20 protein-coding genes are annotated in these 26,326 nt (G+C 67.7%); 12 read left to right on the plus strand and 8 right to left on the minus strand.

Annotation, left to right across the window (positions count from 1 at the left end):
• Positions 1-159: 159 nt before the first annotated feature.
• The 3 genes from BM249_RS04750 (at position 160) to glgB (ending at position 9,265) form a co-directional block, all read left to right on the plus strand.
• Positions 160-3,543 carry a maltotransferase domain-containing protein gene (locus tag BM249_RS04750; RefSeq protein ID WP_091969490.1) on the plus strand — a complete coding sequence of 1,128 codons (3,384 nt, stop codon included), beginning with the start codon at positions 160-162 and terminating at the stop codon, positions 3,541-3,543.
• Positions 3,544-3,712: 169 nt separating this feature from the next.
• Complete coding sequence (treS, locus tag BM249_RS04755; RefSeq protein ID WP_091969491.1) at positions 3,713-6,970, plus strand: maltose alpha-D-glucosyltransferase; 3,258 nt, start codon at positions 3,713-3,715, stop codon at positions 6,968-6,970.
• A complete protein-coding gene (glgB, locus tag BM249_RS04760) occupies positions 6,971-9,265 on the plus strand; it encodes a 1,4-alpha-glucan branching protein GlgB (protein WP_091969492.1) in 2,295 nt (764 codons plus the stop codon).
• Between the two features lie 82 nt (positions 9,266-9,347).
• On the opposite strand, the gene BM249_RS21135 is transcribed toward glgB, so the two are convergent.
• The 5 genes from BM249_RS21135 to BM249_RS04780 form a co-directional block, all read right to left on the minus strand.
• The gene (locus BM249_RS21135) at positions 9,348-10,040 is read right to left on the minus strand and encodes a hypothetical protein (protein WP_143103683.1); all 693 of its coding nucleotides are present in this window, start codon (positions 10,038-10,040) and stop codon (positions 9,348-9,350) included.
• Complete coding sequence (locus BM249_RS04770; RefSeq protein WP_091969494.1) at positions 10,037-10,879, minus strand: hypothetical protein; 843 nt, start codon at positions 10,877-10,879, stop codon at positions 10,037-10,039. Before BM249_RS04770 ends, BM249_RS21135 begins: the two co-directional genes overlap by 4 nt.
• Positions 10,880-10,954: 75 nt before the next feature.
• Positions 10,955-11,092, minus strand: coding sequence for a hypothetical protein (locus tag BM249_RS21555; protein ID WP_177232322.1), 138 nt, complete (start codon positions 11,090-11,092; stop codon positions 10,955-10,957).
• A gap of 188 nt (positions 11,093-11,280) precedes the next feature.
• Positions 11,281-12,312 carry an aspartate-semialdehyde dehydrogenase gene (locus BM249_RS04775; protein WP_091969495.1) on the minus strand — a complete coding sequence of 344 codons (1,032 nt, stop codon included), beginning with the start codon at positions 12,310-12,312 and terminating at the stop codon, positions 11,281-11,283.
• A gap of 256 nt (positions 12,313-12,568) precedes the next feature.
• Positions 12,569-13,579 carry an LLM class flavin-dependent oxidoreductase gene (locus BM249_RS04780; RefSeq protein WP_091969496.1) on the minus strand — a complete coding sequence of 337 codons (1,011 nt, stop codon included), beginning with the start codon at positions 13,577-13,579 and terminating at the stop codon, positions 12,569-12,571.
• Positions 13,580-13,822: 243 nt separating this feature from the next.
• On the opposite strand from BM249_RS04780, the gene BM249_RS04785 reads away from it, so the two are divergent.
• The 4 genes from BM249_RS04785 to BM249_RS04800 all read left to right on the plus strand — a co-directional run bounded on the left by BM249_RS04785 (position 13,823) and on the right by BM249_RS04800 (position 17,858).
• Complete coding sequence (locus BM249_RS04785) at positions 13,823-14,665, plus strand: hypothetical protein (protein ID WP_244528591.1); 843 nt, start codon at positions 13,823-13,825, stop codon at positions 14,663-14,665.
• A gap of 106 nt (positions 14,666-14,771) precedes the next feature.
• Positions 14,772-15,173, plus strand: a complete 402-nt coding sequence (locus BM249_RS04790; protein ID WP_091969497.1) for a hypothetical protein — start codon at positions 14,772-14,774, stop codon at positions 15,171-15,173.
• 138 nt (positions 15,174-15,311) lie between these two features.
• Complete coding sequence (locus BM249_RS04795) at positions 15,312-16,115, plus strand: TVP38/TMEM64 family protein (RefSeq protein WP_091969498.1); 804 nt, start codon at positions 15,312-15,314, stop codon at positions 16,113-16,115.
• A 294-nt stretch (positions 16,116-16,409) separates the two neighbouring features.
• Positions 16,410-17,858, plus strand: a complete 1,449-nt coding sequence (locus tag BM249_RS04800) for a sensor histidine kinase (protein WP_091969500.1) — start codon at positions 16,410-16,412, stop codon at positions 17,856-17,858.
• Between the two features lie 66 nt (positions 17,859-17,924).
• Here the strand turns inward: BM249_RS04800 and bioB are convergent, their stop codons facing one another.
• Positions 17,925-18,935, minus strand: a complete 1,011-nt coding sequence (gene bioB, locus BM249_RS04805) for a biotin synthase BioB (protein WP_425284790.1) — start codon at positions 18,933-18,935, stop codon at positions 17,925-17,927.
• A 58-nt stretch (positions 18,936-18,993) separates the two neighbouring features.
• Positions 18,994-19,878, minus strand: a complete 885-nt coding sequence (locus BM249_RS04810) for a fumarylacetoacetate hydrolase family protein (RefSeq protein WP_091969504.1) — start codon at positions 19,876-19,878, stop codon at positions 18,994-18,996.
• A gap of 395 nt (positions 19,879-20,273) precedes the next feature.
• Between BM249_RS04810 and BM249_RS04815 the strand changes: the two genes are divergently transcribed.
• Positions 20,274-21,593 carry an OmpP1/FadL family transporter gene (locus tag BM249_RS04815; protein WP_091969506.1) on the plus strand — a complete coding sequence of 440 codons (1,320 nt, stop codon included), beginning with the start codon at positions 20,274-20,276 and terminating at the stop codon, positions 21,591-21,593.
• A 215-nt stretch (positions 21,594-21,808) separates the two neighbouring features.
• Here the strand turns inward: BM249_RS04815 and BM249_RS04820 are convergent, their stop codons facing one another.
• Positions 21,809-23,611, minus strand: coding sequence for a PHA/PHB synthase family protein (locus BM249_RS04820; RefSeq protein WP_091969716.1), 1,803 nt, complete (start codon positions 23,609-23,611; stop codon positions 21,809-21,811).
• Between the two features lie 147 nt (positions 23,612-23,758).
• On the opposite strand from BM249_RS04820, the gene BM249_RS04825 reads away from it, so the two are divergent.
• From BM249_RS04825 to BM249_RS04840, 4 genes are all read left to right on the plus strand, one after another.
• Positions 23,759-24,094 (plus strand): hypothetical protein, encoded by a 336-nt coding sequence (locus BM249_RS04825; RefSeq protein ID WP_091969507.1) that lies wholly within the window; start codon positions 23,759-23,761, stop codon positions 24,092-24,094.
• Positions 24,095-24,253: 159 nt separating this feature from the next.
• Complete coding sequence (locus BM249_RS04830) at positions 24,254-25,501, plus strand: LL-diaminopimelate aminotransferase (protein ID WP_091969718.1); 1,248 nt, start codon at positions 24,254-24,256, stop codon at positions 25,499-25,501.
• Between the two features lie 222 nt (positions 25,502-25,723).
• Positions 25,724-25,936: a hypothetical protein gene (locus tag BM249_RS04835; protein ID WP_091969509.1), complete on the plus strand. Its 213-nt coding sequence runs from the start codon at positions 25,724-25,726 to the stop codon at positions 25,934-25,936.
• A 66-nt stretch (positions 25,937-26,002) separates the two neighbouring features.
• Positions 26,003-26,320 carry a hypothetical protein gene (locus tag BM249_RS04840; protein WP_143103684.1) on the plus strand — a complete coding sequence of 106 codons (318 nt, stop codon included), beginning with the start codon at positions 26,003-26,005 and terminating at the stop codon, positions 26,318-26,320.
• Positions 26,321-26,326: the final 6 nt, after the last annotated feature.

A 26,326-nucleotide genomic window follows, 5' to 3' on the forward strand; every position in this document is an offset into this window, starting at 1 on the left:
GGAGAGGGTCGAGGCGAGGTGTGTGACCTTTCCGGAGAGTTCGCACACCTCACCCTGTCCCTCTCCGTCCAGAAGAGGGGACCCGCGCTTTGAACGAGCCTCGTGCCGGCGACGCGAGGCAGGACTCGTCAAGGGTCGAAGAGATCGAATGGAGCACGCATGAACGCACCGAGCCCCGCAACGACCGCCGCTCAGCGGACCGACGCCGGCGCCGTGCCGCTTGCCGCCAACCTCGCGCCCCGGGCCGAGGGGCCGCGCATCTACAACCTGTTCCCCCTCCTCGTCGGCCGGGTCTCGGCCTGGACCGCCGAGTTGCCGCGCATCGCCGGCCTCGGATTCGACTGGGTCTATCTCAACCCGTTCCACCAGACCGGCGGCTCGCGCAGCCTCTATGCCGTCGCCGATCCCGACCGGCTGGACGAGCGCTTCCGCGATCAGGATGGCACCTCGGACGACGAGCAGATCCGCCGGTTCTGCGCCGCTGCCCGCGCCCAGGGTCTCGGGGTCATGACCGACCTCGTGGTCAACCACACCGCCCGCGACGGCGCCCTGGCGAACGACCGGCCCGACCTGTTCCTGCGCGACGCCGATGGCGCCATCGAGAGCCCCTACGCCGTCGATCCCGTCGATCCGTCGAAGCGCACGGTCTGGGGCGATCTCGCCGAACTCGACTACCATTCGGAGCAGAGCCGCACGGAACTGACCGCCCTGTGGTCGGGCTACGTCAACCGCCTGCAGGATCTCGGCGTGGCGGGCTTCCGCTGCGACGCCGCCTACAAGGTCCCGGCCGCCGTGTGGCGTGACCTCATCGGAGCGGCCAAAGCCGTGGAGCCCGACTGCTTGTTCGCCGCCGAAACCCTCGGCTGCACCTTCGAGGAGGCCCAGGCCACGGCGGGCGCCGGTTTCGACTACCTGTTCAACAGCTTCGCGTGGTGGGACCTGAAGGCCCCCTGGGCTTTGGAGCAGTATGACCGCCTGCGGGTCGTCGCGCCGTCCATCGCCTTCCCGGAGAACCACGACATGGCCCGCCTCGCGGCTGGCCTCGACGGGGACGCCGCCACCATCGCGCGCCACCTCACGGCACGCTACGCCTTGGCCGCGTTTTTCTCGGCCGGTGTGCTCATGCCCATTGGGTACGAGTGGGGCTACGCGAAGAGCCTGCACGTGGTGGAGACCACGCCCGAGGCCCGCGAATCCGACACCGGCATCGACATTTCGGCCGCCATCACGGCGATCAACCAACTTCGGGCCGAGCTGCCGGCTGCCAATGTCGAGGGGGCGCAAGCGCGGATCTCGGCCCCCGACGCCGATTTCGTCGCCCTCCTGCGCTTCGACACCGGCCACGGCGCTTCGGCGCGCAGCGCCGTGCTGGTGCTGCACAATCCCGGCGTCGCTCCCGTGACCGTCGAGGCTGCCCCCCTGGTCGCCCGCACCGGGGGAATGTTGGGCGCCTTCACGGATCGCACGCCCGGCATGGCGGCCGTCGACTTCACCCCCGGCCGCAGCATCGTGCTCGAACCCGGCGACGTCCGCATTCTTAACGCCACCCGCGACGAGGTGACGAAGGCGCCACCCCTCAGCACGCCGACGGGCGAGGGCCGCGTCGTCATCGAGGCCGTGGCGCCGGAGATCGACGGCGGCCGCTCGGCGGTCAAGCGCGTGGTGGGCGAGAGCGTCCATGTCACCGCCGACATCTTCAGCGACGGCCACGAAATCATCGACGCCGAGATCCTGTCTCGCCTCGTCGGCACGGACGACTGGACCGCCACCCCCATGGCGTTCATCGACAACGACCGCTGGGGCGGGCACTTCCCCCTGGAACGCAACGGCCGCTACGAGTTCACCATCCAGGCGTGGCGCGACGCCTTCGCGTCCTGGATGCGCGACACCCTGAAGAAGCGCGACGCCGGGGTCGATGTCCAACTCGAGACCGTGGAGGGCATCGCCTTCGTGGTCGACGGCGTCGATCAGGCGAAGGGCGCCGACCGCGACCGCCTCAAGGCGCTTGCCAGCGCCCTGGACGAAGAGGCCACGGGCTCGGCCGCCCAGCTCGACCTCATGCTGCAGCCGGACAATGCCCGCCTGATCCGCCGCTACGCCACGCGGGTGAACCTGTCGCGCTATCCCGTGTCCGTGCCGGTCATCGCCGACCGCCTCGCGGCCCGGTTCTCAGCCTGGTACGAGATCTTCCCGCGCTCGCAATCCATGGACGTCAACCGCCACGGCACCTTCGACGACGTGATCCGGCGCCTGCCCGAGATCCGCGAGCTCGGCTTCGACGTCCTGTACTTCACCCCCATCCACCCCATCGGCAAGACCAACCGCAAGGGCAAGAACAACACCCTCAAGGCGCTCGAAGGCGACGTCGGCTCCGTCTACGCCGTGGGTTCGGAGGCCGGCGGCCACGAAGCGGTGCACCCCGACCTCGGCACCCTAGACGATTTCCGCCGGCTGGTGGCGGCGAGCCACGCCTACGGCATGGAGATCGCCCTCGATTTCGCCATCCAGTGCTCACCCGACCATCCCTGGATCAAGAACCATCCGGAATGGTTCGAGTGGCGCCCCGACGGCACCCTGAAATTCGCCGAGAACCCGCCGAAGAAGTACGAGGACATCTCCAACGTCCATTTCTACGGCGGCGCCCTGCCGTCCCTTTGGATCGAGCTGCGCGACATCGTGCTCGGCTGGTCGGCCCTGGGCGCCCGCATCTTCCGGGTCGACAACCCGCACACCAAGCCGATCCCGTTCTGGGAATGGATGATCGCCGAGGTAAACGGCCGCTATCCGGACGTGATCTTCCTGGCGGAAGCCTTCACCCGGCCGAAGATGATGAAGAAGCTCGCCAAGGCCGGCTACCAGCAGAGCTACACCTACTTCACCTGGCGCAACACAAAGCAGGAACTCATCCAGTACAGCACCGAACTCGCCGGCGAGATGGGCGAGTATTACCGCCCGAATTTTTTTGCGAATACGCCCGATATCAATCCGGTCTATCTCCAGACCAGTGGCCGGGCAGGCTTCATCGTCCGGGCCACCCTGGCGGCGACTCTGTCGAGCGTGTGGGGCATCTATAACGGCTTCGAATTGTGCGAGGCCGCGCCCTACCCAGGCAAGGAAGAGTACCTGAACTCCGAAAAGTACGAGCTGAAGGCTTGGGATTACGACCGGCCTGGCAACATCCGCGACCACATCATCAAGCTCAACCGCATCCGGCAGGACAACCCGGCCCTGTGGGATTTCCGTAACGTCGTGTTCACGGGCGCCTACAACGACGAGATCATCGCGTACGCCAAGGTGACGCCCGAGGGCGACAACTGCATCTTCATCATGGTGAACCTCGACCCGAAGAACCGTCAGGAATGCACCTACGAGGTGCCCCTGTGGCTGCTCGGCCAGCCCGACGACGGCGCCGTGGAGGTGGAGGACCTGCTCCTCGGCTACACCTTCGAACTGCGCGGCAAATCCCACCGCATCGCCTTCGATCCGGCCGAGCGTTCGGCCATCGTCTGGCGCCTGCGGGCTCCGCGCCGGGTTGCGCCTTGAACACACCCATGTCAGCACAAAACCCGGCGATCGGCTCCGATCGTCGCGGTGTCGCCTCAGTGTCGGCGCCTACCCCCGAGACGGACGCCACGCCCGGTGCGCCCCCGTCCGGGACCCGGCGCCCACGTCCGACTACGCCCTTGAACTCGATGCATGAGGCAACGACGCGATGATCGATCGCAGCGATCCGCAATGGTACCGTGACGCCATCATCTACCAGATCCACGTGAAGTCGTTCTTCGACTCGAACAATGACGGGATCGGCGATTTCGAGGGCCTGACGCAGAAGCTCGACTATGTCCGCGACCTCGGGGTCACGGCGATCTGGCTGATGCCGTTCTATCCCTCGCCCCTGCGGGACGATGGCTACGACATCGGCGACTACCGCGAGGTCAACCCGTCCTACGGGACCATGGAGGAGTTCCGGAAGTTCGTGGATGCCGCGCACGAGCGCGGCCTGCGCGTCATCACCGAGCTCGTTATCAACCACACCTCCGATCAGCACCCCTGGTTCCAGCGCGCCCGTGAGGCGCCGGCCGGATCGCCGGAGCGCGACTTCTACGTCTGGTCGGACACCGACACGCCGTATTCCGACACGCGCATCATCTTCCTCGACACCGAGACCTCGAACTGGACCTGGGACCCGGTCGCCAAGCAGTATTTCTGGCACCGGTTCTACAGCCACCAGCCCGACCTCAACTTCGACAATCCGGCCGTGCTGGAAGCCGTCATCGAGGTGATGCGCTACTGGCTCGACATGGGCGTCGACGGGTTGCGCCTCGACGCGATCCCGTACCTCATCGAGCGCGACGGCACGAATTGCGAGAACCTGCCGGAGACCCACACGGTCATCAAGGCGATCCGCGCGGCCCTCGACGCGAGCTATCCCGACCGGATGCTGCTGGCGGAAGCCAACCAGTGGCCGGAGGAGACGGCGCAATATTTCGGCGACGGCGACGAATGCCACATGGCGTTCCACTTCCCGCTGATGCCGCGCATGTACATGGCTATCGCCCGCGAGGACCGGCACCCGATCACCGACATCATGCGGCAGACCCCGGAGATTCCGGAAGGCTGTCAGTGGGCGATCTTCCTGCGCAACCACGACGAGCTGACCTTGGAGATGGTCACGGCCGAGGAGCGTGATTACCTCTGGTCGTTCTACGCCGCCGAGCGCCGCGCCCGCATCAACCTCGGCATCCGCCGCCGCCTGGCGCCGCTGCTCGAGAACGACCGGCGCAAGATCGAGCTCATGAAGTCCCTCGTCCTGTCGATGCCCGGCACGCCGGTCCTCTACTATGGCGACGAGATCGGCATGGGCGACAACATCTATCTCGGCGACCGAGACGGCGTGCGCACCCCGATGCAATGGTCACCCGACCGCAACGGTGGCTTCTCGCGGGCCAATCCGGCGAAGCTGTTCCTGCCTTCCGTGCAGGACCCGATCTACGGTTTCGACGCCATCAACGTCGAGGCGCAGACCCAGTCGCAGACGAGCCTGCTGAACTGGACCCGGCGCATGATCGCCATCCGCAACAACTCCGTGGCCCTGGGCCGGGGCGGGATGCAATTCCTGTATCCCTCGAACCGCAAGGTGCTGGCCTGGATCCGCGAATTCGAGGGCGAGCGCGTGCTCTGCGTCGCCAACCTGTCGCGGGCGCCCCAGGCCGTGCAGCTCGACCTGTCGGAACTGCGCAACGCCGTGCCCATCGAGCTCACGGGCGGCTCGGAATTCCCGGCCATCGGCGAGTTGCCCTACCTGCTGACGCTACCGAGCTACGGGTTCTACTGGTTCTCGCTCAGCGCGGCCAACACCGGCTCCATCGGCCCTCAGCCGGAGACGCCGGAGCTGTTCACCCTCGTGCTCACGGGCGGCATCGAGACCCTGATGGCGGGGCGCGAGCGCATCGCCTTCGAGCGTACCGTGGCGCCGCGCTTCATCGCGACGCGCCGCTGGTTCGGGGCCAAGGGTTCGCGCATCAAGTCCGTCTCCGTCACCGACAGCGCCACCCTCACGGATGCCAGCGGCGAGGGCCGGTTCCTGCTGCCGCGCGTGGCCGTCCACCTCGCCAACGGCGAGCGGCAGGATTACTTCGTGCCCGTGGCCGTCGACGAGGGTCGCGAGGACGAGGCCCTGATGCCCTTCGCCGTGGCCCGCGTCCGGCGCGGTCCGCGCACGGGCCTGCTGTTCGGCGCCGCCGCCTCGCCCGCCTTCGCCGTCGCCATGGTCGAGGGCCTGCGCCAGGGCCGCGAACTCGCCACCGAGACGGGCAAGCTCGTCTTCTCCACCACCTCGGCCTTCGACCCCGACCTCACCTTCGAGGCGAGCGAGGTGCGCCGCCTCTCGGCCGAGCAGAGCAACACCTCCATCGCCATCGGCTCGAAAATGATGCTGAAGCTGCTGCGGCGGCTGCAGCCCGGCGTGCACCCGGAGGTCGAGGTCGGGCGCTTCCTCACGGAGAAGGCCCGGTTCGCCAACACCCCGGCGCTGCTCGGCGTCGTCGAGCACGTGGATGGCGAGGGCGTGCGCACGGCCATCGCGGTCCTGCAGAAGTTCGTCCTCAACCAGGGCGACGCCTGGACCCTGATGCTGGAGGGTCTGCGCCGTGACTTCGACACGGTGGTGCTCGCCCCCGAGAGCGAGGCGCCGACGCCCGAGGAGGCGTTCGAGTCCCATCTGCGCTGGGCAATCCTCCTCGGCCGCCGCACGGCCGAGATGCACAACGCCTTCGCGGTGGAGACCGACGACCCGGCCTTCGCGGCCGAGCCGTTCGAGCATGCGGATCTGCAGGCGCTCGGCGACGACACCCGCCGCCAGGCCGAGCGCGCCTTCCGGGGCCTCGACGCCCTGGCCGGCCGCACCGCCAATGCGGCCAGCACGGAACTCGCCGGCCGTCGCCGCGAGGTCGAGGACGCCATCGAGGCGTTGACGGCCCGTGCCCCCGTGGGCGCCATGAAGACCCGCGTCCATGGCGACTACCACCTCGGTCAGGTGCTGGCGGCGGAAGACGACCTCATCCTCGTCGATTTCGAGGGCGAGCCCTCGCGGTCGGCGGACGAGCGTCGCCTGAAGTCGACGCCGCTCCGCGACGTCGCCGGCATGCTGCGCTCGTTCGCCTACGGGGCCGAGACGGTGACCCGCGAGATCGGCGTGCGCTTCGCCGATTCCGAGGAGCGGGCGCGCCGGGCCGCCACGGCGTGGCGTGGCATGATCGATGCGGCGTTCCTCGACGGCTACCGCGAGACCGTGGCGTCGAGCCGCGCCGCCGTGACCGACGCGGAGACGGAGAGCCGCCTCCTGAAGCTCTCGCTCCTGACCAAGGCCCTCTACGAGGTCGATTACGAGGCGAACAACCGGCCGGATTGGATCGAAATCCCCGCACGTGGGGTTCTGACCATTCTGGACGACATCAAGAGAGGCGTTTGAATGACGGGCATCGACGAGACGTTCGCGGGCCGCAAGGGCCAGGCATCGGCCACGCCAGGGGCCGCGAACGTACCGCCTGCTGCCACGGGCGCACGGCCTTCGGAAACGCGCGGCGTGCATCCCGACGCCGTGGCCGCCATCATGGCGGCCACCCATGGCGATCCCTTCGCGGTGCTGGGACCGCATGAGGTCGGCCCGGGGGTCTGGGAAGTCCGAGCGGTGCTGCCGGAGGCGAAATCCGCCACCCTACTCACCGGCGGCAAACGCATCCCGTTCGAGCGCCGGCACCCGGAGGGCTTCTTCGTCGCCCGGGTCGAAACCCAGGGCCGCCCCCTCTACGAACTCGCCGTGGAAGATTGGGACGGGAGCGAGCGCACCCGGCACGACCCCTACGGGTTCGGCCCGTCCCTGGAGCAGCACGATATCGACGCCCTGCGCGAGGTCGGCAGCAACGTCACCTACCGCATCCTCGGTGCCCAGGCGAAGGCGGTCGACGGCATCCAGGGCTTCCGCTTCGCCGTGTGGGCGCCCAACGCCCGCCGGGTGAGCGTGGTCGGCGATTTCAACGCCTGGGATGGCCGCCGCCACCCCATGCGCCTGTGGCAGAACGGCGGCGTCTGGGAGCTGTTCATCCCCGGCCTCAAGGCCGGCGCCCATTACAAGTTCGAGCTGCGCGGCCCGGACGGCTCGCTGCTGCCCTTGAAGGCCGACCCCGTCGCCTTCGCGGCCCAGAAGCCGCCGGAGACGGCCTCCGTGCTCCAGGGCACCAGTACCCCGGCCTGGCACGACGAGAAATGGATGGCGACCCGCGGGGAAAAGGACCCGCGTCACGTCCCCATCTCCATCTACGAGGTTCATCTCGGCTCGTGGGCGCGGGTGGCCGAGGAGGGCAACCGCTACCTCACCTACAAGGAACTCGCCGACCGCCTCATCCCCTACGTCAAGGAGATGGGCTTCACCCATATCGAGATGCTGCCGATCACGGAATTTCCGTTCGACGGCTCATGGGGCTACCAGCCCGTCTCGCTGTTCGCGCCGACGAGCCGCTTCGGCACGCCCGACGACTTCGCGGCCTTCGTGGACGCGGCGCACGAAGCCGGCATCGGCATAATGCTCGATTGGGTGCCGGGGCACTTCCCCCTCGACGCCCACGGGCTCGGCCAGTTCGACGGCACCCACCTCTACGAGCATGCCGACCCGCGCCAGGGCTTCCACCAGGATTGGGGCACCTACATCTACAATTTCGGCCGCACGGAGGTCTCGACGTTTCTGGCCGCCAATGCCCGGTTCTGGCTCGAACACTACCACCTCGACGGCCTGCGCGTGGATGCCGTCGCGTCGATGCTCTACCTCGACTATTCGCGCCGCCAGGGCGAGTGGATCCCCAACCGCTACGGCGGCAACGAGAACCTCGACGCCATCGAGTTCCTGCGCAAAACCAACGAGGCCACCTACACCCACGCCCCCGGCACCCTGACGGTGGCGGAGGAATCGACCTCCTGGCCCGGCGTCTCGCACCCGACCTATACGGGCGGCCTCGGCTTCGGCTTCAAGTGGAACATGGGGTGGATGCACGACACCCTGAACTTCGTCTCGAAGGAGACGATCCATCGCCGCTACCACCACCACGACCTGACCTTCGGGCTGCTCTACGCTTTTTCCGAAAACTTCGTCCTGCCCCTGTCCCACGACGAGGTGGTGCACGGGAAGGGCTCGCTGCTCGGCAAGATGCCGGGCGACCGCTGGCAGAAATTCGCCAATCTGCGCGCCTATTTCGGCTTCATGTGGGGGCACCCGGGCAAGAAGCTGCTCTTCATGGGTGGCGAGTTCGGCCAGGAGAAGGAGTGGAACCACAACCAGTCCCTCGACTGGCACCTCCTCGACGACGCCCACCACCGCGGCGTCAAGGATCTGGTCCGCGACCTCAACCACCTCTACCTCAACGTGCCGGCGCTCCACGCCCGCGACACGGAGGCCGCCGGCTTCCAGTGGCTGGTGGCCGACGACCAGGACAACAGCGTCATCGCGTGGGCCCGCAAGGGACGGGAAGCCGGCGAGGTCGCCGTGGTGGTGTCGAACTTCACGCCCGTGGTTCGCGAGGGCTACCGCATCGGCGTACCGGAGGCGGGCTTCTACCGCGAGGCCATCAACTCCGACGCTGAGCGCTACGGCGGCTCCAACGTCGGCAACATGGGTGGCGTCCGCGCCGAGGCGGTGCCGAGCCACGGCCAGAGCCACTCGATCACCCTGACGATCCCGCCGCTGGCCACGACGATCTTCGTCCGCGAGGACTGAGCCGGGTCTCTTGACTTATGCATTATGACAGAGCCGGCGGTGTCTCCAAGACGCCGCCGGCTTTTTCGTGCGCCCACGCGCCTCAACCATCCTCCAGCGGGAACCGCTCGGCGACCCAATGGGGTTCGAGGGGGCTGCCGACGATCGCCTCCGCTTCCCACCGATGCAGGAGCGCGGCCAGCCCCTCCCGGTCATCCGCCATCAACGGTTCGTCGATCAGGCAGAGGCGGTCATACTCCAACTGGCGGTATGGCTCGTCCATGATGCGGCCTGGGCGATAGAATTCACCCATCTTCGCCCAGATCGTTCGTGCCGCGTCGAGGTCTCCCGCGGCGATGGCGGCAATGAGGTGCCAATCCGGATGGAGATACCCTTGGAACTGGGGACGCGTCCGGACAAAATCGAGGCGCTTGCGAACCGTATCCAAGGGCCTGAGAAGCGGCATCACGTCCGCTTCCACGCGCGTGACAAAGTCAGCCGCCATGGTCGGATCAGACCAATACCACCCCTGACCACCGCCTGAGCTCTCGGATCGAAAAAGACGATCGTGACAGCGCCCAAGACACTCCCAGGAGTAAGCCTCCGGCATGAAGAACATCGGAATTCTCCAATCCACGATACAGCAATGTGCCCTACTGGTTCGATCGATCCGGATCATCCGCCCGACCGACCCGACGTCGCGTAGCCAGACTCTTTGATGGCCGACCAGAACGAGATCCGCGTTTCTCTTCAAGAGTGGCTGTACGAGTTCCTTGATCTGCTGTTTCGTCGTCATGGCTCGGGCCTCACTTGAATCACGATGATGCCGTCCGATTGAGGATAGTGATATTTTGCAGTTCGCGCCAACCGCATCGCACGACTTCCACTAAGCCCTTTACTTCCGGTCTTGTAGTCATAGACACAGACTTTGTTGCTCGGGCTTAGCTCGTAGAGATCGAGGCGAACGGAATTCTTTTCTCCGTACCCAGTCTCTTTTCCAACGCTATCGAGAGAGAGCTCAACTCGAAAATTAGGATAATTCAGCCGATCGAATGTCTTTGCAATATCGTAATGAATCAGATTTCCAAGCCTCGCATTGTCTAATTTTGGGTTTAGCGCGCGCAGTCGCTTTGCCGCCTCGTTCGTCACCGACTGCACCTCTTCATTGAGGGGACACGCCTGATTGAGCGTCGTTTGGTTGATCGGGCCGACCCAGATCAACGGAAACTTCTTCCCCGCGTCCGGTTCGAAATCATAGCGCAGGGCCGTCGTACCGGGTGCCTTCCCGAAACTCGGCCCCCGCGCCAGGAGGTATGTGAAGAGGAGCGCCACCGCCTCCAGCGTTTTCGCGACGGCGGGCGCGACGGCGAACGGTCCAGCCGGCAGGAAGACCGGCCGGACCGTCGCCTCGGGCGGTGCCCCCAATCCCGCAAAGGTTCCACGCGAAAGAACCTCGCCGGACTGCCCGTCACGGATGGTCTGGACATCGCCCGCATTCTCGAACAGGCGGCTGTCGCCGTCGGGGGTGATGACCCGGTGCTGTTCGTCGTCCGCGTCGCGGCGGGAGCGGATGCGGATGCGGATGCGGAGGGTGAGAACTTCGCCACCGCCATCGAGCAAGGTCCGCCGCTGCATCTGCGTCGGCGCATCGCTCCCGCCCCCGGACGGGCTCCACTGCCCGCCGCCGCCTTGGCCCGCCGGAACGCGCGGCTAATTCGGGTCGTATTTCCGCATCAGGTGGCGGACGCGCAGCAGCTTCGTCTCCGTGGTCAGGAGGGCGAGGCGAAGCCGTATCTCGTCCAGGTCATCCGTCGTCCGGGAACGGACATCTCGGTCGCGCGCTGCCATGGCAAACACCTTTGTTCATGAAATGTTCTACCGCAGGATGCATAGAATAGGAAATTATTCAAGGAATTTCGGTTCGGCCTCGCCCCTGCCAAGGGACCCAGAACGAAAAAACGCCGCCCCGCGAACGGGACGGCGTTACCGATAGACCGGCGAAAAACCCGGTTCGCGAGGGACCGGGGCAGGGGCCTTCAAGCCGCCTGATGGCGCGGCAGCAATTTCCGGTTCACCAGCATCTCGGCGATCTGCACGGTGTTGAGGGCGGCACCCTTGCGCAGGTTGTCCGAGACGCACCAGAAGGCGAGGCCGTTCTCCACGGTGGCGTCCTCGCGGATGCGCGAGATGTAGGTGGCGTCCTCGCCCGCCGCCTCGTGCGGGGTCATGTAGCCGCCGGGCTCGCGCTTATCGACCACGAGGATGCCGGGCGCCGAGCGCAGGAGGGCGGTGGCTTGCTCGGCCGACATCGGGCTCTCGAACTCGACATTGACCGCCTCGGCGTGGCCGATGAACACCGGCACGCGCACGCAGGTGGCCGTGAGCTTGATCTTCGGGTCGAGCATCTTCTTCGTCTCGGCCATCATCTTCCACTCTTCCTTCGTGAAGCCGTCTTCCATGAAGACGTCGATCTGAGGGATGACGTTGAAGGCGATGCGCTTCGGGAACTTCTCCTGGGTCATCTGACCGGCGGTGAAGACCGAGCGGGTCTGCTGGAACAGCTCGTCCATGGCGTCCTTGCCGGCGCCCGAGACCGACTGGTAGGTCGCCACCACCACGCGGGAGATCTTCGCCACATCGTGCAGCGGCTTCAGGGCGACGACGAGTTGGGCCGTGGAGCAGTTCGGGTTGGCGATGATGTTGAGCTTGGAGAAATCCGTGATCGCGTCCGGGTTCACCTCCGGCACGATGAGCGGCACGTCCTGATGGTAGCGGAACGCCGACGAGTTATCGATGACGACGCAGCCGGCCTGGCCGATGCGGGGCGACCATTCCTTCGAGGTCTCGCCGCCTGCCGACATGAGGCAGATGTCGGTGTCGGAGAAGTCGTAGGTGTCGAGGGCCTGCACCTTCAGAATTTTGTCGCCGAACGAGACCTCCTGCCCCATGGAGCGGCGCGACGCGATGGCCACGACCTCGTCGGCGGGAAACGCCCGCTCCGCCAGGATGTCCAGCATCTCGCGGCCCACATTGCCCGTGGCACCCACGACGGCGACCTTGTAACCCATGATCCTCACCCTGTTCCTCGAAGCCCCCGAATCCGGACGGCGCTCGACGCGATGGAGCGGTGACGTTCGGGGCCGGGTGCCGATCCTTGCGGAGCCCCCACCGTGCGCCGCCCTCCCGAGCGAAGCGCGGCGGCCTCCCGGCCGTGGGGATCACGCCGCGTTGCGGCATGATTCGACAAGGGCGGGAGCAAGACGCCTCGTGCCCGAGGCTGTCAAGGGTTTGCCTCCGGTTTGGGGGACGCCCACCGCTTCCGCGTCACGCCACCCGGGCGGGACGCCTCTCCAGACCATCGCGCGCCTCAGCCAGGATCGCGTAGGAGCGGTGACGCGCCGCCGGGTCGTGGATGGCGCTCGCGACCATGAGTTCGTCGGCCCCCGTCTCGACCACGAGATCGGCGAGTCCGCGCGCCACGGTCTCGCGCGAGCCCACGAGGGAACGGGCGAGCATCCGCGACGCCTGCGCCTTCTCGGACGGGGACCAGTAGGCTTCGATATCGGGGATCGGCGGCCGCAGCAGGCCCCGCGTGCCGCGCAGCAGGTGGGTGAATTGCTGCTGGGCAGAGGTGAACAGGCGCCGCGCCTCGGCGTCGGTCTCGGCCGCCACCACGTTGACGCCGATCATGGCATGGGGCGCGGCGAGCTGGGGTGAGGGGATGAAGTTCGCCCGGTAGGTCGCGAGCGCCGGCAACAGGGCGTCGGGGGCGAAATGCGACGCGAAGGCGTAGGGCAGGCCGTAGGCAGCGGCGAGCTGCGCACCGAACAGGCTCGACCCGAGGATCCACAGGGGCACGTTCAAGCCAGTGCCGGGCACCGCCTGGACGGCCTGTCCGGGCCGGAGATCGCCGAACAGGGCCTGAAGTTCGCGGACATCCTGCGGAAAGGTGTCGGCGGCCTCGGGCGAGCGCCGCAGGGCCCGCGTCGTACGGGGATCGGTGCCGGGCGCCCGGCCGAGGCCGAGGTCGATTCGGCCGGGGTACAGGGCCTCCAGGGTGCCGAACTGCTCGGCGATCACCAGGGGGGCATGGTTCGGCAACATCACGCCGCCGGCCCCGACGCGGATGCGGCGCGTGCCCTCGGCGACGTAGCCGACCACCACGGCCGTCGCCGCGCTGGCGATCCCGATCATGTTGTGGTGCTCGGCCACCCAGTAGCGCCGGTAACCGAGATCCTCGGCATGGCGGGCGAGCGCCCGGGCGTTGCGCAGGGCATCCCCCGGCGTCGCGCCGTCGGGCACCGGCGCCAGATCGAGAACGGAAAGCGGAATCATCGTCGGCAGTCCCCTGGCGATCCGTCCACCGGATCGTGACGCCCCCCGTTCCGAGATCGCTACGGCATGGCGCCGGCGCAAGCGCGGCGTGTCATGCCGCCGCTGCATGGGTCGCCCCGCCTTCACCGGCGATTCACCGTGACGGCCGAATCTCGCCGCGCCGCCCGCCCTGGAAACCCGATCGTATCGCTCCACCGCAGAAGGTCGCTCCATCGGGAAGCCGGGAGAGACGGATTGGGGCGGATGATCACGGGCAACGATGCGTTCGCATGGGAGGTGTCGGCGGTGCCCCGTCGGGCGCCCCATTCCGGCCTGCGCCTCATCGCGCGACTGGCCTGCGCCGCCGCCGCCATCGCGGGTCTCAGCCTGTTCGCCCGCGACCTACGTCCGTCCGGGACAGGCCGAACGGGTGATGCCCCGGCGACCGCCGAGCCCCCGGCGCCGTTCGTGCCGAGCGTCGGCCCGGCCGTCCGACTCGCCGTCGCGACGACTGTCACGGCCCCGCGCTTCCGCCTCGACCTGCCCGACACCCTCGACCCGGTGCGGGCCGAGCCGCCCCGCATCACCGCGGACGGAGGGCGACGCGAGGAGACGTTCCATCAGGGGGCGTTCCCGGTTCTCGAAGCGCCCTACCTGCGCGTCGTCGTCGGGGAGACCGGCCCGGACGAGTCCGCCCGCTCCCTGTTCGTCACGCTGGCGCGGCGCGCGGCGGACGGCCCCGGCCTGTCGGTGATCCGGACCGGTGAACGTGGCCTCGTCGAGACCAAGTTCGGTGCCGTCGAGACCCTGGAAGCGACCTTCAGCGGCGCCCTCGACCGCGTCTGCACGGGGTTTGCCGGATCGGCCGGCGCGAGCCATCGGTTCGAGGGCTGGCTGTGCGCGCCCCTCGGCCAGGCCCCGGAGCCCCGCGCCGTGGCCTGCGCCGTCGATGCCCTCGTGGCCATGGGGCCGGAAACTTCCGGTTTCTCGGGTCCGCGCGACCCCGCTTGCCGGCCGCCGCCGGAGATCAAGACCGGGTCCCTCGCTCCGAGCGGGCCACGAAAAATTGAGGCCAGATTGCGGCGAAATGCGCAAGCGCGGCCATAATCGTGGAACTAAGGCGGCGTCTCGAACGTCAACATCGCAACGGACAGCCGAGTTTCCTTAAGGAGTTCGGCCTACACATCCTCTCCAGCTTCGAACAAGGTGCATCATGCGCTCTGCCACGATTGCCCTGATGGGCGCCCTGACCCTCGCCGGCGTCGGCCTCAACACCGCAGCGGAAGCGCAGGGCCGCTACGCCCCCGCCGGCGTACGCGTGAGCCAGCCGCTGCCGATCCGCATTCGTCCGCGCTCCTGGCTCGATGCCGGCAACGTCGTCGAGGCGAACAACCGCTTCGTAGGCAACCCCGCCACCAACCCGCAGCTCATCGCGGCGAGCTACCTGAACTCCCCGCCCTATGGCCGCAATGATCGCTTCGGCACCGGCATCCTGCCCGATCCGATCACCAACGGCCCGTTCATCGGCGCCCGGTCGAGCGCGATCCGCAATGTCGATTTCTCGTTCATCGACCCGATCCTCGATCCGACCTCGCCCCTGGCCGGTCGCTACTGAACGTATTCCCCATCTTGGGATGTCATCTTAGGCGCCGCCCTCCGGGGCGGCGCCTTTTTTCTGTTCGGCCAGGGGAGTCGAATTCGCCGCGCCGCGCCGTTACAACGGCGCATCTTGAGGGAAGGCGGACTGGTCGGGATGACGCCAGGGGAATCGGATGCGGCGCCCCCGGCGCGCGGGGGCTGGCGTCAAACCCTGCGCTGGCTGCCCATCGCGGCGCTGGTCGCCGTGTCGTTGGGAATTCTCGTCTCGGGCGCGGCGCGCGTCCTCGACCTCGATACGCTGCTGGCCTCGCGCGCCTGGTTGAGCGAGGCCGTGGCCCGCAACCCCGTGGGAGCCATGGCGATGGCGGCCTTCGCGTATGTCGGGGCCGTCGTCGTGTCGGTGCCGGCGAGCCTATTCCTCACGGTTCTATGCGGCTTCCTATTCGGCATCGTGCCGGGCGCCCTCATCGCCGTCGCCTCCGCCAGCACCGGGGCGGCCATCGTGTTCTCCCTCGGCCGGGGGCCGGCCTCCGATCTCCTCCGGCGCAGGGCGGGTCCGCGCCTCGCCGGCCTCGCCGAGGGCTTCCGACGGGACGCATTCGGGTACATTGCGTTCCTGCGCCTGCTGCCGATCTTTCCATTCTGGTTGACGAACCTCGCGCCGGCCGCCTTCGGCGTACCCCTGCGCACCTTCCTGCTCGCGACAATTCTCGGCCTCAGCCCCGGCGCCCTGGTCTACGCCACCACGGGCGCGGCCATCGAAGACGTGGTGGCGACGCACGAGGCCGCGAAAGCAGCCTGCGCCGTCGGCGACCTCGCCCGATGCGGCCAGGATCTGACCCTGCGCAGCCTCATCACTCCGACCATGCTCGCCGGCCTCGGTGCCCTCGCGGCCTTCGCCCTCCTGTCCATTGTCCTGCGCCGCCGGTTCGCCCGGACCGCGGCCAGGAAGGATTAACCGCCCGAACAAGCGGCGGCCTTGAAGATCGGGCGAAAGCCGGGATAAGCGCCGCCCGAAGGTACGGTGGCGTTTTCCCGTATCGGGATTAGCGCTAAACTCACATGCGTTGACTCTCATGGACGCCGTCGGGCCGCCCTCCGTTCGAAGCGGGCAACGCGTGCGCTTCGACGCACGCCCCGAAGCGGCGGGTCCCCTGGAACCCCATCGCGCAACGGTTGTTCCACGCGGATCGTTCGCTGCCATCGTCCACCGTCAGCACAGGCATTAGGGCGACCGAGGTAGACCGTCTTCATGAAGTCTCGTGCCGAACACCAGGCCCCGCCGGTGGAGACGATCCCGGCGACGCAGCGGCCCGCCCGCCCGAGGCTCGGCCTGTCGGGACGGGTGTTCCTCCTCACCATCGCCCTCGTGGGCCTCTGCGAAATCCTGATCTACGTGCCCACAGTGGCGAACTACCGGGTGATGTGGCTCTCCGATCGGATCGCTGCCGCCCATGTCGCTGCCCTCGTGGTCGATGCCTCACCGGGGCAAACCGCATCCAAGGATCTCACCGACCGGCTTTTGACGGGCGTCGGCGCCCGCGCGGTGATCGTTTCCGGTGCCACCCGGACGGTGATCGCCCGCGACGCCCTGCCCGAGACCGTGTCCCGCGTGGTCGATCTCCAATCGAACGGCTGGACTCACTCCATCGCGGGAGCGTGGTCGACCCTGTTCCGGCCGGCTGAGGCGCCGATCCGGGTCATCGGCAAGCATCAGGACGGCTTCACCCCCGTGGAGATCGTCCTCGACGAAGCGCCCCTGCGCAACGCCATGGTGAAGTTCTGCCTGCGCCTGCTCGGCACCTCCATGATCGTCGCCGCCGTCGTCGCCGGCCTCGTGTTCCTTGTGTTGCAGCGGTTCATCGTCCGGCCCGTGCGCCTCCTCGTTTCGAACATCACCGCCTTCGCGGGCAGTCCGGAGGCGACGAGCCGCATCATCGTTCCCTCTGGGCGCAACGACGAGGTCGGCGACGCCGAAGTAGCCCTGGCCGAAATGGAAATGGCCCTCGCGGACGAGTTGCGCGCCAAGCGGCACCTCGCCGATCTCGGCCTATCGGTGAGCAAGATCAATCATGAGATGCGTAATCTGCTCACCACGGCGCAACTCCTCGGCGACCGCCTCGAAGGGGTGACCGATCCGGTCGTGCAGCGCGTGGCGCCGCGTCTGGTCGCGACCCTCGGCCGGGCGATCCGCTTCTGCGAGGAAACTTTGGCCTACGGGCGAGCGACGGAGCGCCACCCCCAGAAGCGCACCTTTCCGTTGGCGCCGTTGCTCGCCGACCAAGCCGATCTGTCCGGGCGCGGCCCGGATTGCCCCGTCGTCTTCCGGGAGATCTGCGCCCCCGACATCACCGTCCACGCCGATCCCGAACAGCTCTCCCGGGCGCTCGCCAACCTCGTGCGCAATGCCGTGGAGGCCATGCGGGCCGCGCCGTCACCGACGCCCCGCGTCACCCTGGAGGCGAGCCGAGTGGGGGACAGCGTGACGATCCTCGTGACCGATACCGGCCCGGGCCTTCCACCGAAGGCGCGCGAGCACCTGTTCGCGCCATTCAAGGGCTCGACCCGGCCGGGGGGCACGGGCCTTGGCCTCGCCATCGCGGCCGAACTCATCGGACTAAACGACGGCACCATCGCGCTGGATCAGACGCCCACGAGCGTGCAGTTCCGCATCACGTTGCCGGCGGGCAAGCGCGCGTGAGCCCGGCAAGGGTGTCGGGGCACTGCCCGACACCCGCCGAAGGGCAAGCCCTTCGGAAACCCGCTCTTACTCGGCGGCCGCCAGGGTCAGGCCCGGCACGGTGATGCCGATGTCGCGCAGGAGTTCGGCGTCGGCGTCGGTCTCGTTGTTGGCCGTGGTGAGCAGGCGCTCGCCATAGAAGATCGAGTTGGCGCCGGCGAGGAAGCAGAGGATCTGCGCCTCGCGGGTGAGGTCCTTACGCCCGGCGCTGAGGCGCACGCGGGCGCGCGGCATCACGATGCGGGCGGTGGCACACATGCGCACGAGGTCGAGGGGATCGACAGCGGGGCGCTCCTCCAGGGGCGTGCCGGCCACGGCCACGAGGGCGTTGATGGGCACGCTCTCGGGGTGCGGCGCGTGGTTGGCCAGTACCTGCAGCATGGAGGCCCGGTCCTTCACCTCCTCGCCCATGCCCACGATGCCGCCGCAGCAGACGCCGATGCCGGCATCGCGCACGTTCTGAAGAGTGTTCAGGCGGTCCTCGTAGGTCCGGGTCGAGATGATGTCGCCGTAGAATTCCGGGCCGGTGTCGAGGTTGTGGTTGTAGGAGGTGAGCCCGGCCTCGGCGAGGCGCTGGGCCTGCGTGGGGTTCAGCATTCCGAGCGTCACGCAGGCTTCCATACCGAGATTGCGCACGCCCCGCACCATGGCGAGCACGGCGTCGAATTCCGGCCCGTCCTTGGGCTGGCGCCAAGCGGCGCCCATGCAGAAACGGTGCGCGCCCGACGCCTTGGCGGCGGCGGCCTCCCGCAACACGGCGTCCACGGGCATCAGCCGCTCGCGCGGCACGCCCGCCTCCTTGTGGTGGGCCGATTGCGGGCAATAGGCGCAATCCTCGGGGCAGCCGCCGGTCTTGATCGACAGGAGGCTCGCCCGCTGGATGTCGGCGGGATCGTTGTGAGCGCGGTGCACCTCCGCCGCCCGATAGACGAGGTCGAGGAGCGGCAGGTCGTGGATCGCCTGAATCTCCGCCACGGTCCAATCGTGCCGGATCGCGGAAGCGGCCAGGGCGGGGCGGGAAGCGGAGGGCTCGGTCATCGTCTCGATCATGACTCCAAAAGACGAATCATGGCCGGAAAATCAAGCCGCGACGCCACTAATGCGTGGGTTCGCCCGCCGCGACCTTGGCGGTCCAGTCGTCGAAGGCCACCACCTCCTGTCGCTGCTGGCCGAGCCCGTCGATGCCGAGGGTCACCACGTCGCCGTTCTTGAGGAAACGCGGTGGCTTCATCCCCATGCCGACGCCGGGGGGCGTGCCCGTGGTGATGACGTCGCCCGGCATCAGCATCATGAAATGGGAAAGATAGGCGACGATCTGGGCGACATCGAAGATCATCGTCGCCGTCGAGCCCGTCTGCATCCGCTCGCCATTGACGTCGAGCCAGAGGCCGAGCGCGTCGAGGCGAGGAATCTCGTCCAAGGTGACGAGCCACGGCCCCAGGGGGCCGAAGGTCGGGCAGCCCTTGCCCTTGGTCCAGGTGCCGCCGCGCTCGAGCTGAAATTCGCGCTCCGACAGATCGTTGCAGAGGCAGAGGCCCGCCACGTAGTTCAGGGCCTCGTTGGCGTGGACGTAGGAAGCACGGGACCCGATCACGATGGCGAGTTCCACCTCCCAATCGGTCTTCGCTGACCCCTTCGGCAGGATCACCCGGTCGTTGGGGCCGACGATGCAGGACGGTGCCTTGTTGAACACGATGGGCTCGGCCGGGATCTCGGCACCGATCTCGGCGGCGTGATCGGCGTAGTTGAGACCGATGGCGATGAAGTTGCCGGTGCCGCCGACACAGGGGCCGAGGCGGGTCTCCGGGGGCAGCATGGGCAGGCTCGACGGATCGACGGCGCGCAGGCGCGCGAGGCCGTCCCGTGACAGGGCGAGACCGGCGATGTCGCGGACATGCCCCGAGAGATCCCGCAGACCCCCGTGCGCATCCACGAGCCCCGGCTTCTCGTCACCGCTCGCCCCATGCCGCATCAGCTTCATCGCGCAATCCTCCGATACTGGGTCGGGCTTCACTGGCTCGGTGATGGCATCGCGCAACCGGGCCTCCGCCGCAAGGGCAGGGCCAACCAACCCGCCCCCGACCCAACCGGCGGGTGTCGCAGGAATGCGACACCCAGCGGCGGAAAGCGCGGCGGGTACACTTTCCGATGCGCGCGTGGAGCCGAGGGAAAACGGTTTACATCTGAACTAAAATTCAACCTCACCAGACGGATACACCGTCCCAGCGCGAATTAGCCTCGACTCTTAGCATAGTTTTAACCTTATACTTGGTAGGCTTTCGATCAGCGCGATTTGCGAAGTCGCGGCAAGTAAGCCACTCTGCCCCTCAAGGTGCCGGCTTCGAGCATCATTCTAGATCGACGGGGAGAAGATTCATGGCTGGCACGATTCGGTCCATCGCCCGAGCGGGTGTCTCGGCGGCGGTTCTCCTCGGCGGGACCATCGGGGCTTCGGCCGGCGCCTTCGGCATCCGCGAACAGAGCACCATCGCGCAGGGTGAGGCCTTCGCGGGCGCGGCGGCTGGCTCGGGCGGCGTGTCCTCCATGTTCTGGAACCCGGCCGCCGTCACCATGCGGCCCGGCTGGGTCACCGAACAGAACCTGACCTTCATCGGTCTGTCCGGACGGATCACGCCGCAGGCCGGCACCAATCCCGGCTTCCTGCCGCTTGGCGGCAGCAACGACATCGGCCAGGGCGCGATCCTGCCGTCGGGTGCCACCTCCTACCAGCTCAACGACCGGCTCTGGGTCGGCATTCAGACGGGCGCGCCGTTCGGCCTCGTGACGAAGCCGCGCAACGTCTGGGCCGGCGAGGTCTACGGCCGCTCCAACCGCATCTTCTCCCTCGCGTTCAATCCCGTCATCGGCTTCAAGGTCAACGAGTGGCTGTCCGTCGCCGCCGGTCCGAACATCGAGTATTTCCGCCTGACCCTGCGCCAGGCCGTGCCGCTGCCGATCAACCCGGCCTTCCTGCCGAGCTCGTTCCTCAAGGGTGAATCGTGGGGCGTCGGCTTCACGGCGGGTGCCCTCATCACACCGTGGGCCGGCACGGCCATCGGCGTCGGCTACCGCTCCTCGGTCCATCACGACATCGACGGCTCCATCGGCGTGCCGCTCCTGGCGCTTGCGCCCCTCGGCGGCCAAGTCCGGGCCAACCTCAACACGCCGGAGAAGCTCAGCGTCGGCCTGACCCAGGCGATCTCGCCCGTGGCCCGCGTCAGCCTCGGTTTCGAGTGGGACAACTGGACCCGTCTGGGCACCGTCGGTATCGTCTCGAAGACGCGCGGCGTGCCGGTGAGCTTCCTGCCCCTGAACTACAAGGACGGGTTCACCTACTCCATCGGCGGCGAATACGACTGGTCGCCAGCCCTCACCCTGCGGGCGGGCGTGGCTTACGAGGAATCACCCATCGATTTCTCGAACCGATCCGTGCGCCTGCCCGACAACGACCGCATCAACCTCTCCGTCGGCGCGAGCTACCGCTGGAACGAGAAGCTGACCCTGAACGTCGCCTACTCGCACCTGTTCCTCGACCGGGCGCGGATCCTGTCGGGCGTCGGCCGGGACTACAACGTCCAGAACATCGCCTTCGCGGGCGTGGCCGACGGCAGCGCCGACCTCGTGTCCGTGGGCTTCCGCTACGTGTTCGGCGATGTGATCGCCCCCACTCCGGCGCCGATCGTACGCAAGTACTGATCAAAGGACGGATCGGGCACACAGCATGAAAATTCCCCCTTCACGGGGGAGGGTGATCGCGGGGTGACCGAGCCGGGACCCCAAATCCAGCAGGAGGGGCGCGGCGTATCCGGAAGGAGCGCCCCTCATCCGATCCGCTCAGGCGGGCCATTTTCTCCCCGCGGAGGGGAGAAGGGATGGACATCGGGAGCCTGTCGCGACCCGTACGGACCTGTTCAGGCCTTCATCCGCACATACGTGCCCGGCGCCGGGCCGAGGGAGGGCAGACCCGCCTCGCCCGGCACCCGCGCCGGCACCCGCGCCGGGGCCTGACGCTCCAGCCATGAGAACCAATAGGGCCACCACGAGCCCTTGGTCTCAGTCGCGGCGGCGATCCATTGGTCGAGGGTGCCGCTCACCGGGCCACCGGTCCAGAACCCGTATTTCGGTTTCGCCGGCGGATTGACCACCCCGGCGATGTGGCCGGAGCCGGCGAGCACGAAGTCGACGGGACCGCCGAACTTGGTCGAGCCCTCGAACACCGACAGGGCCGGGGCGATGTGATCCTCACGGGTGGCGAGGTTGAACACCGGCACCGTGACTTTCTTCAGGTCGAGGCGGACGTTGCCGAGGATCATCCGTCCCTGCGCCAGGGTGTTGTCGAGGTAGCAGTTGCGCAGGTAGAAGGAGTGGTTGGCGGCCGGCATCCGGGTGGCGTCGGCGTTCCAATACAGCAGGTCGAAGGGCATCGGTGTCTTGCCCTTGACGTAGTTGTTCACGACGTAGGACCAGATGAGGTCGTTCGGCCGCAGCATGTTGAACGCCGCGGCCATGCCGGTGCCTTCGAGGTAGCCGCGCTTCTTCATCCGCGCCTCGATGAGGCGGATCTGCTCCTCGTCGGCGAACACCTTGAGGTCGCCCGCATGGGTGAAGTCGACCTGGGTGGTGAGGAAGGTGGCGCTCTTGATGCGCTTGTTGCCGGTGGCCGCCTGCATCGCCAGGGTGACGGCCAGCAGGGTGCCGCCGACGCAATAGCCCGCCGCCGCGACCTCGCTCTCGCCCGTGGCGACCCCGATGGCGTCGATGGCCGCCTCGATGCCCTCGCGCATGTAGCTCTCGAAATCCTTGTCGGCGTGGCGCGCGTCGGGGTTCACCCACGAGATGCAGAACACCGTCAGCCCCTGAGACACCATCCAGGCGATGAGGCTTTTCGCCGGATTGAGATCGAGGATGTAGAACTTGTTGATCCACGGCGGCACGATGAGGAACGGCCGTTTCAGCACCGTCTCGGTGGTGGGCGCGTACTGGATCAGCTCCATGAGGTCGTTGCGGAACACCACCTCGCCGGGGGTCACCGCCATGTTGACGCCGACCTCGAAGTTCGCCGACGGATCGGTCTGTCGCACGCGCAACTGGCCCTTGCCGGCCTCGATGTCCTCGGCGAGCATCTTCATGCCGCGCACGAGGTTGGCGCCGTTCTCCTCCAGGGTGTGGCGGATGAGTTCGGGGTTGGTCATCACGAAGTTCGAGGGCGAGAGGGCGCCGACGATCTGGCGCAGATAGAATTGCGCCTTGTGGCGGGTGTGCTCGTCGATCCCCTCGGCCTCATCCACCAGCCCTTCGGCCCAGCGCGTGGTGATGAGGTAGCTCTGCTTGATGAAGTCGAAGACCGGATTCGTCGTCCACTCGGCATGGGCGAAGCGGTTGTCCTTTGCCTCCGGCACGGCGACGGGCGTGGCCGGCTCGCCCTGGAGCCGGTTCCAGGTCGAGCCCCACAGGCTGATGAACGCCTCGCTGAGCTTGGCCTGGGCCTCCACGGTCTTCTGCGGATCGGCGAGCCAGCGTTCGGCGACGGTGCCGAGGGTGCGGACGACGTCGTTGACTTCCTCGGGCGGCTCGGCCGCCACGGGAAGCGCCTCGCCCTCGGCAACGGGCTTCATGTAGACGGCGGCGGCGCGTCCGAATTCCTCCATGAGCCGGCTGGCGTTGCGCGACAGGGCATCGATGTCGGGCAGGGGCGTCGTCCGTTCGGTCGTCACGCAGCTCATCTCCCTCGTCGATGGCGCCTTCGCGGGAGACCGGGCCCGCGAGGAGGCGACGGCGGCGCGGGGCCTCGTTTCCGACAAATTAACGCGGCATCGCGCACTTACGCCAGACCGCATCGCATTTCATCGGCCCTCATCCGCATGCTTGCGCCCCCGCTTCGCGCCGTCCCCGTCCTCGCCAGCCTCCTTGCCGTGGCGGGCCTCACCGGTGCGTGCTCGAGCGACCTCAATCCCCTCAAGGCAGCCTACCAGCCCGGCCCGGCGGCGCCGGCCTTCGTGGCCGAGTCGCGGAAAGCCGGCGGCGACTTCCTTCCCGTGGGCGTCTCGGCGCCGGCCCGCCCGATCCGGGCCAAATCCGCCGAGGGCACCAAGGCCCTGGAGGCGGAACTGGTGGGCGCGCGGGGCCGCAACGAGGCGCAGGGACGAGCGGCCGAGAGCGCCGGACGCGCGACCCGACCGGCCTCCGCAACACCCTGAGGCGGTTCGCGCGAACTTTCCGTAGCCGGCGCTCCAAAAAGATAACGGTCGGCGCCAAAGCCGCGAAGTGATAAACCATCCCGGTATCTCCGGGTGATGACAGCCCCCCCGATCCGCGCGCCTCGGCCCCGACGCGCGCCCATGGACACCGTGAAGGCCATGACCGACTTCCACCGCATCAAGCGCCTGCCGCCCTACGTCTTCGAGCAGGTGAATCGGATCAAGGCCCAGGCCCGCGCCAACGGCGCCGACATCATCGATCTCGGCATGGGCAATCCCGACCTCGACGCCCCCAAGCACGTCATCGCCAAGCTGGTGGAGACCGCCGGGCGGCCGCGCACGGATCGCTACTCGTCCTCGAAGGGGATCGCGGGCCTGCGCCGGGCTCAGGCCAACTATTACAAGCGCCGCTTCGGCGTGAGCCTGAACCCCGACACCCAGGTGGTGGCGACCCTTGGCTCGAAGGAGGGCTTCGCCAACATGGCCCAGGCGATCACCGCGCCGGGCGACGTGGTGCTGGTGCCGAACCCGAGCTACCCGATCCACGCCTTCGGCTTCCTCATGGCCGGCGGCGTCATCCGCTCCGTGCCGGCCGAACCGACACCGGCCTTCTTCCCCGCCGTGGAGAAGGCGATGCAGCACTCGATCCCCAAGCCCGTGGCGATCGTGGTCTGCTATCCCTCGAACCCGACCGCCTACGTGGCGAGCCTCGATTTCTACCGGGACCTCGTTGCCTTCGCCAAGCGCCACGAGATCATCATCCTGTCGGATCTCGCCTATGCCGAGGTCTATTTCGACGGTGAGCCGCCGCCCTCCGTACTGGAGATTCCCGGCGCCATCGACTGTACGGTGGAGTTCACCTCCCTGTCGAAGACGTTCTCCATGGCCGGCTGGCGCATGGGCTTCGCGGTGGGCAACGAGCGCCTGCTCGCCGCCCTGACGCGGGTGAAATCCTACCTCGATTACGGCGCCTTCACGCCGATCCAGGTGGCCGCCACCGCCGCCCTGAACGGGCCGGAGGACTGCATCGCGGAGATGCGGGGCATCTACAAGAAGCGCCGCGACGCCCTCATCGAATCCTTCGACAAGTCGGGCTGGAAGATCCCGAGCCCCTCGGCCTCGATGTTCGCCTGGGTGCCGATTCCGGAGAAGTACCAGTCCCTCGGCAGCCTCGAATTCTCGAAGCTCCTCCTGGAGAAGTCCGACGTGGCCGTGGCCCCGGGCGTCGGATTCGGCGAGCACGGCGACAACTTCGTGCGCATCGCCCTGGTGGAGAACGAGCAGCGCATCCGTCAGGCCGCGCGCAACATCCGGCGTTTCTTCGAGACCTCCGACCGCACGCTTCACAACGTCGTCCCGCCCGCCGAGTCGCCGGCCGGCACGACGCCCCTGGCCAAGGCAGGCTAAGAGTGCCTCAAGAAAACTCCCACCCCTGAACGGTTCTCGCCCTGAGAACGACAGTGCGGCGGGGGTTTTGTGCGAGACGCGAGGCCCGTCGCCGACGTGCCTGTGGCGCGGCGGCGACAGGGCGCGCCAAAGCGGGGGATGGGCGGCCGAGCCGACTTGTCACCCCGCCCCGGCATCCGCAGGGTCGACCGGATGTCGCGAGTTCATTCCCCCGAGGATCGCATGCGCCGATTGACCCTCCTGGCCGCACTGGCGCTCGCCGCATCGGCCGGCGCCTGCGCCCCCAAGCCAATTGTCGCCCGGGACCCGGTCCCGGCGCCGCCCCCGGGTCTCGGCTACGCCTGCGACTCCCGCCCGACGGTCCTCAACGCCTTCTACTCGAACTGCACTCCCGTGCAGCGCGAGACCGATGTGGTGATCCGTTCTAAGGGCTGATTGCCGCGTTGTGTCAGGGCGTCCGCCAAGCGTTCTTCATCGATCCCGTCCGTCCCGGAGTTGCCCGTGCCGCCGATCTCCCGAACCGTCCTCGCCGCCGGTCTCGTCGTCCTCGGCCTCACCGGCCCGGCATCGGCCGAGACGCACTACCTCGGCGCCTCCGGCCCGGTGGTGCTGCCCACCGATTTCGCCACGGGGCGGCCCATCCCCGATGACCCGCGTGCGATCCCGATCCCAAGCGTCATGAACGGCGGCGGTTTCGGTCTCACGGGCACGGACTATTTCCGCGACAGCCGCAGCGAAGGCCGCCTCGACGGCTCCACCGGTCCCCGCGACTATGTTTTGAATCCGGCCCGCATCGGGCCGCCGGGCTTTCGCCGCTGAAAGATC

The sequence above is a fragment of the Methylobacterium gossipiicola genome (genome assembly GCF_900113485.1).
GTDB lineage: Bacteria > Pseudomonadota > Alphaproteobacteria > Rhizobiales > Beijerinckiaceae > Methylobacterium > Methylobacterium gossipiicola.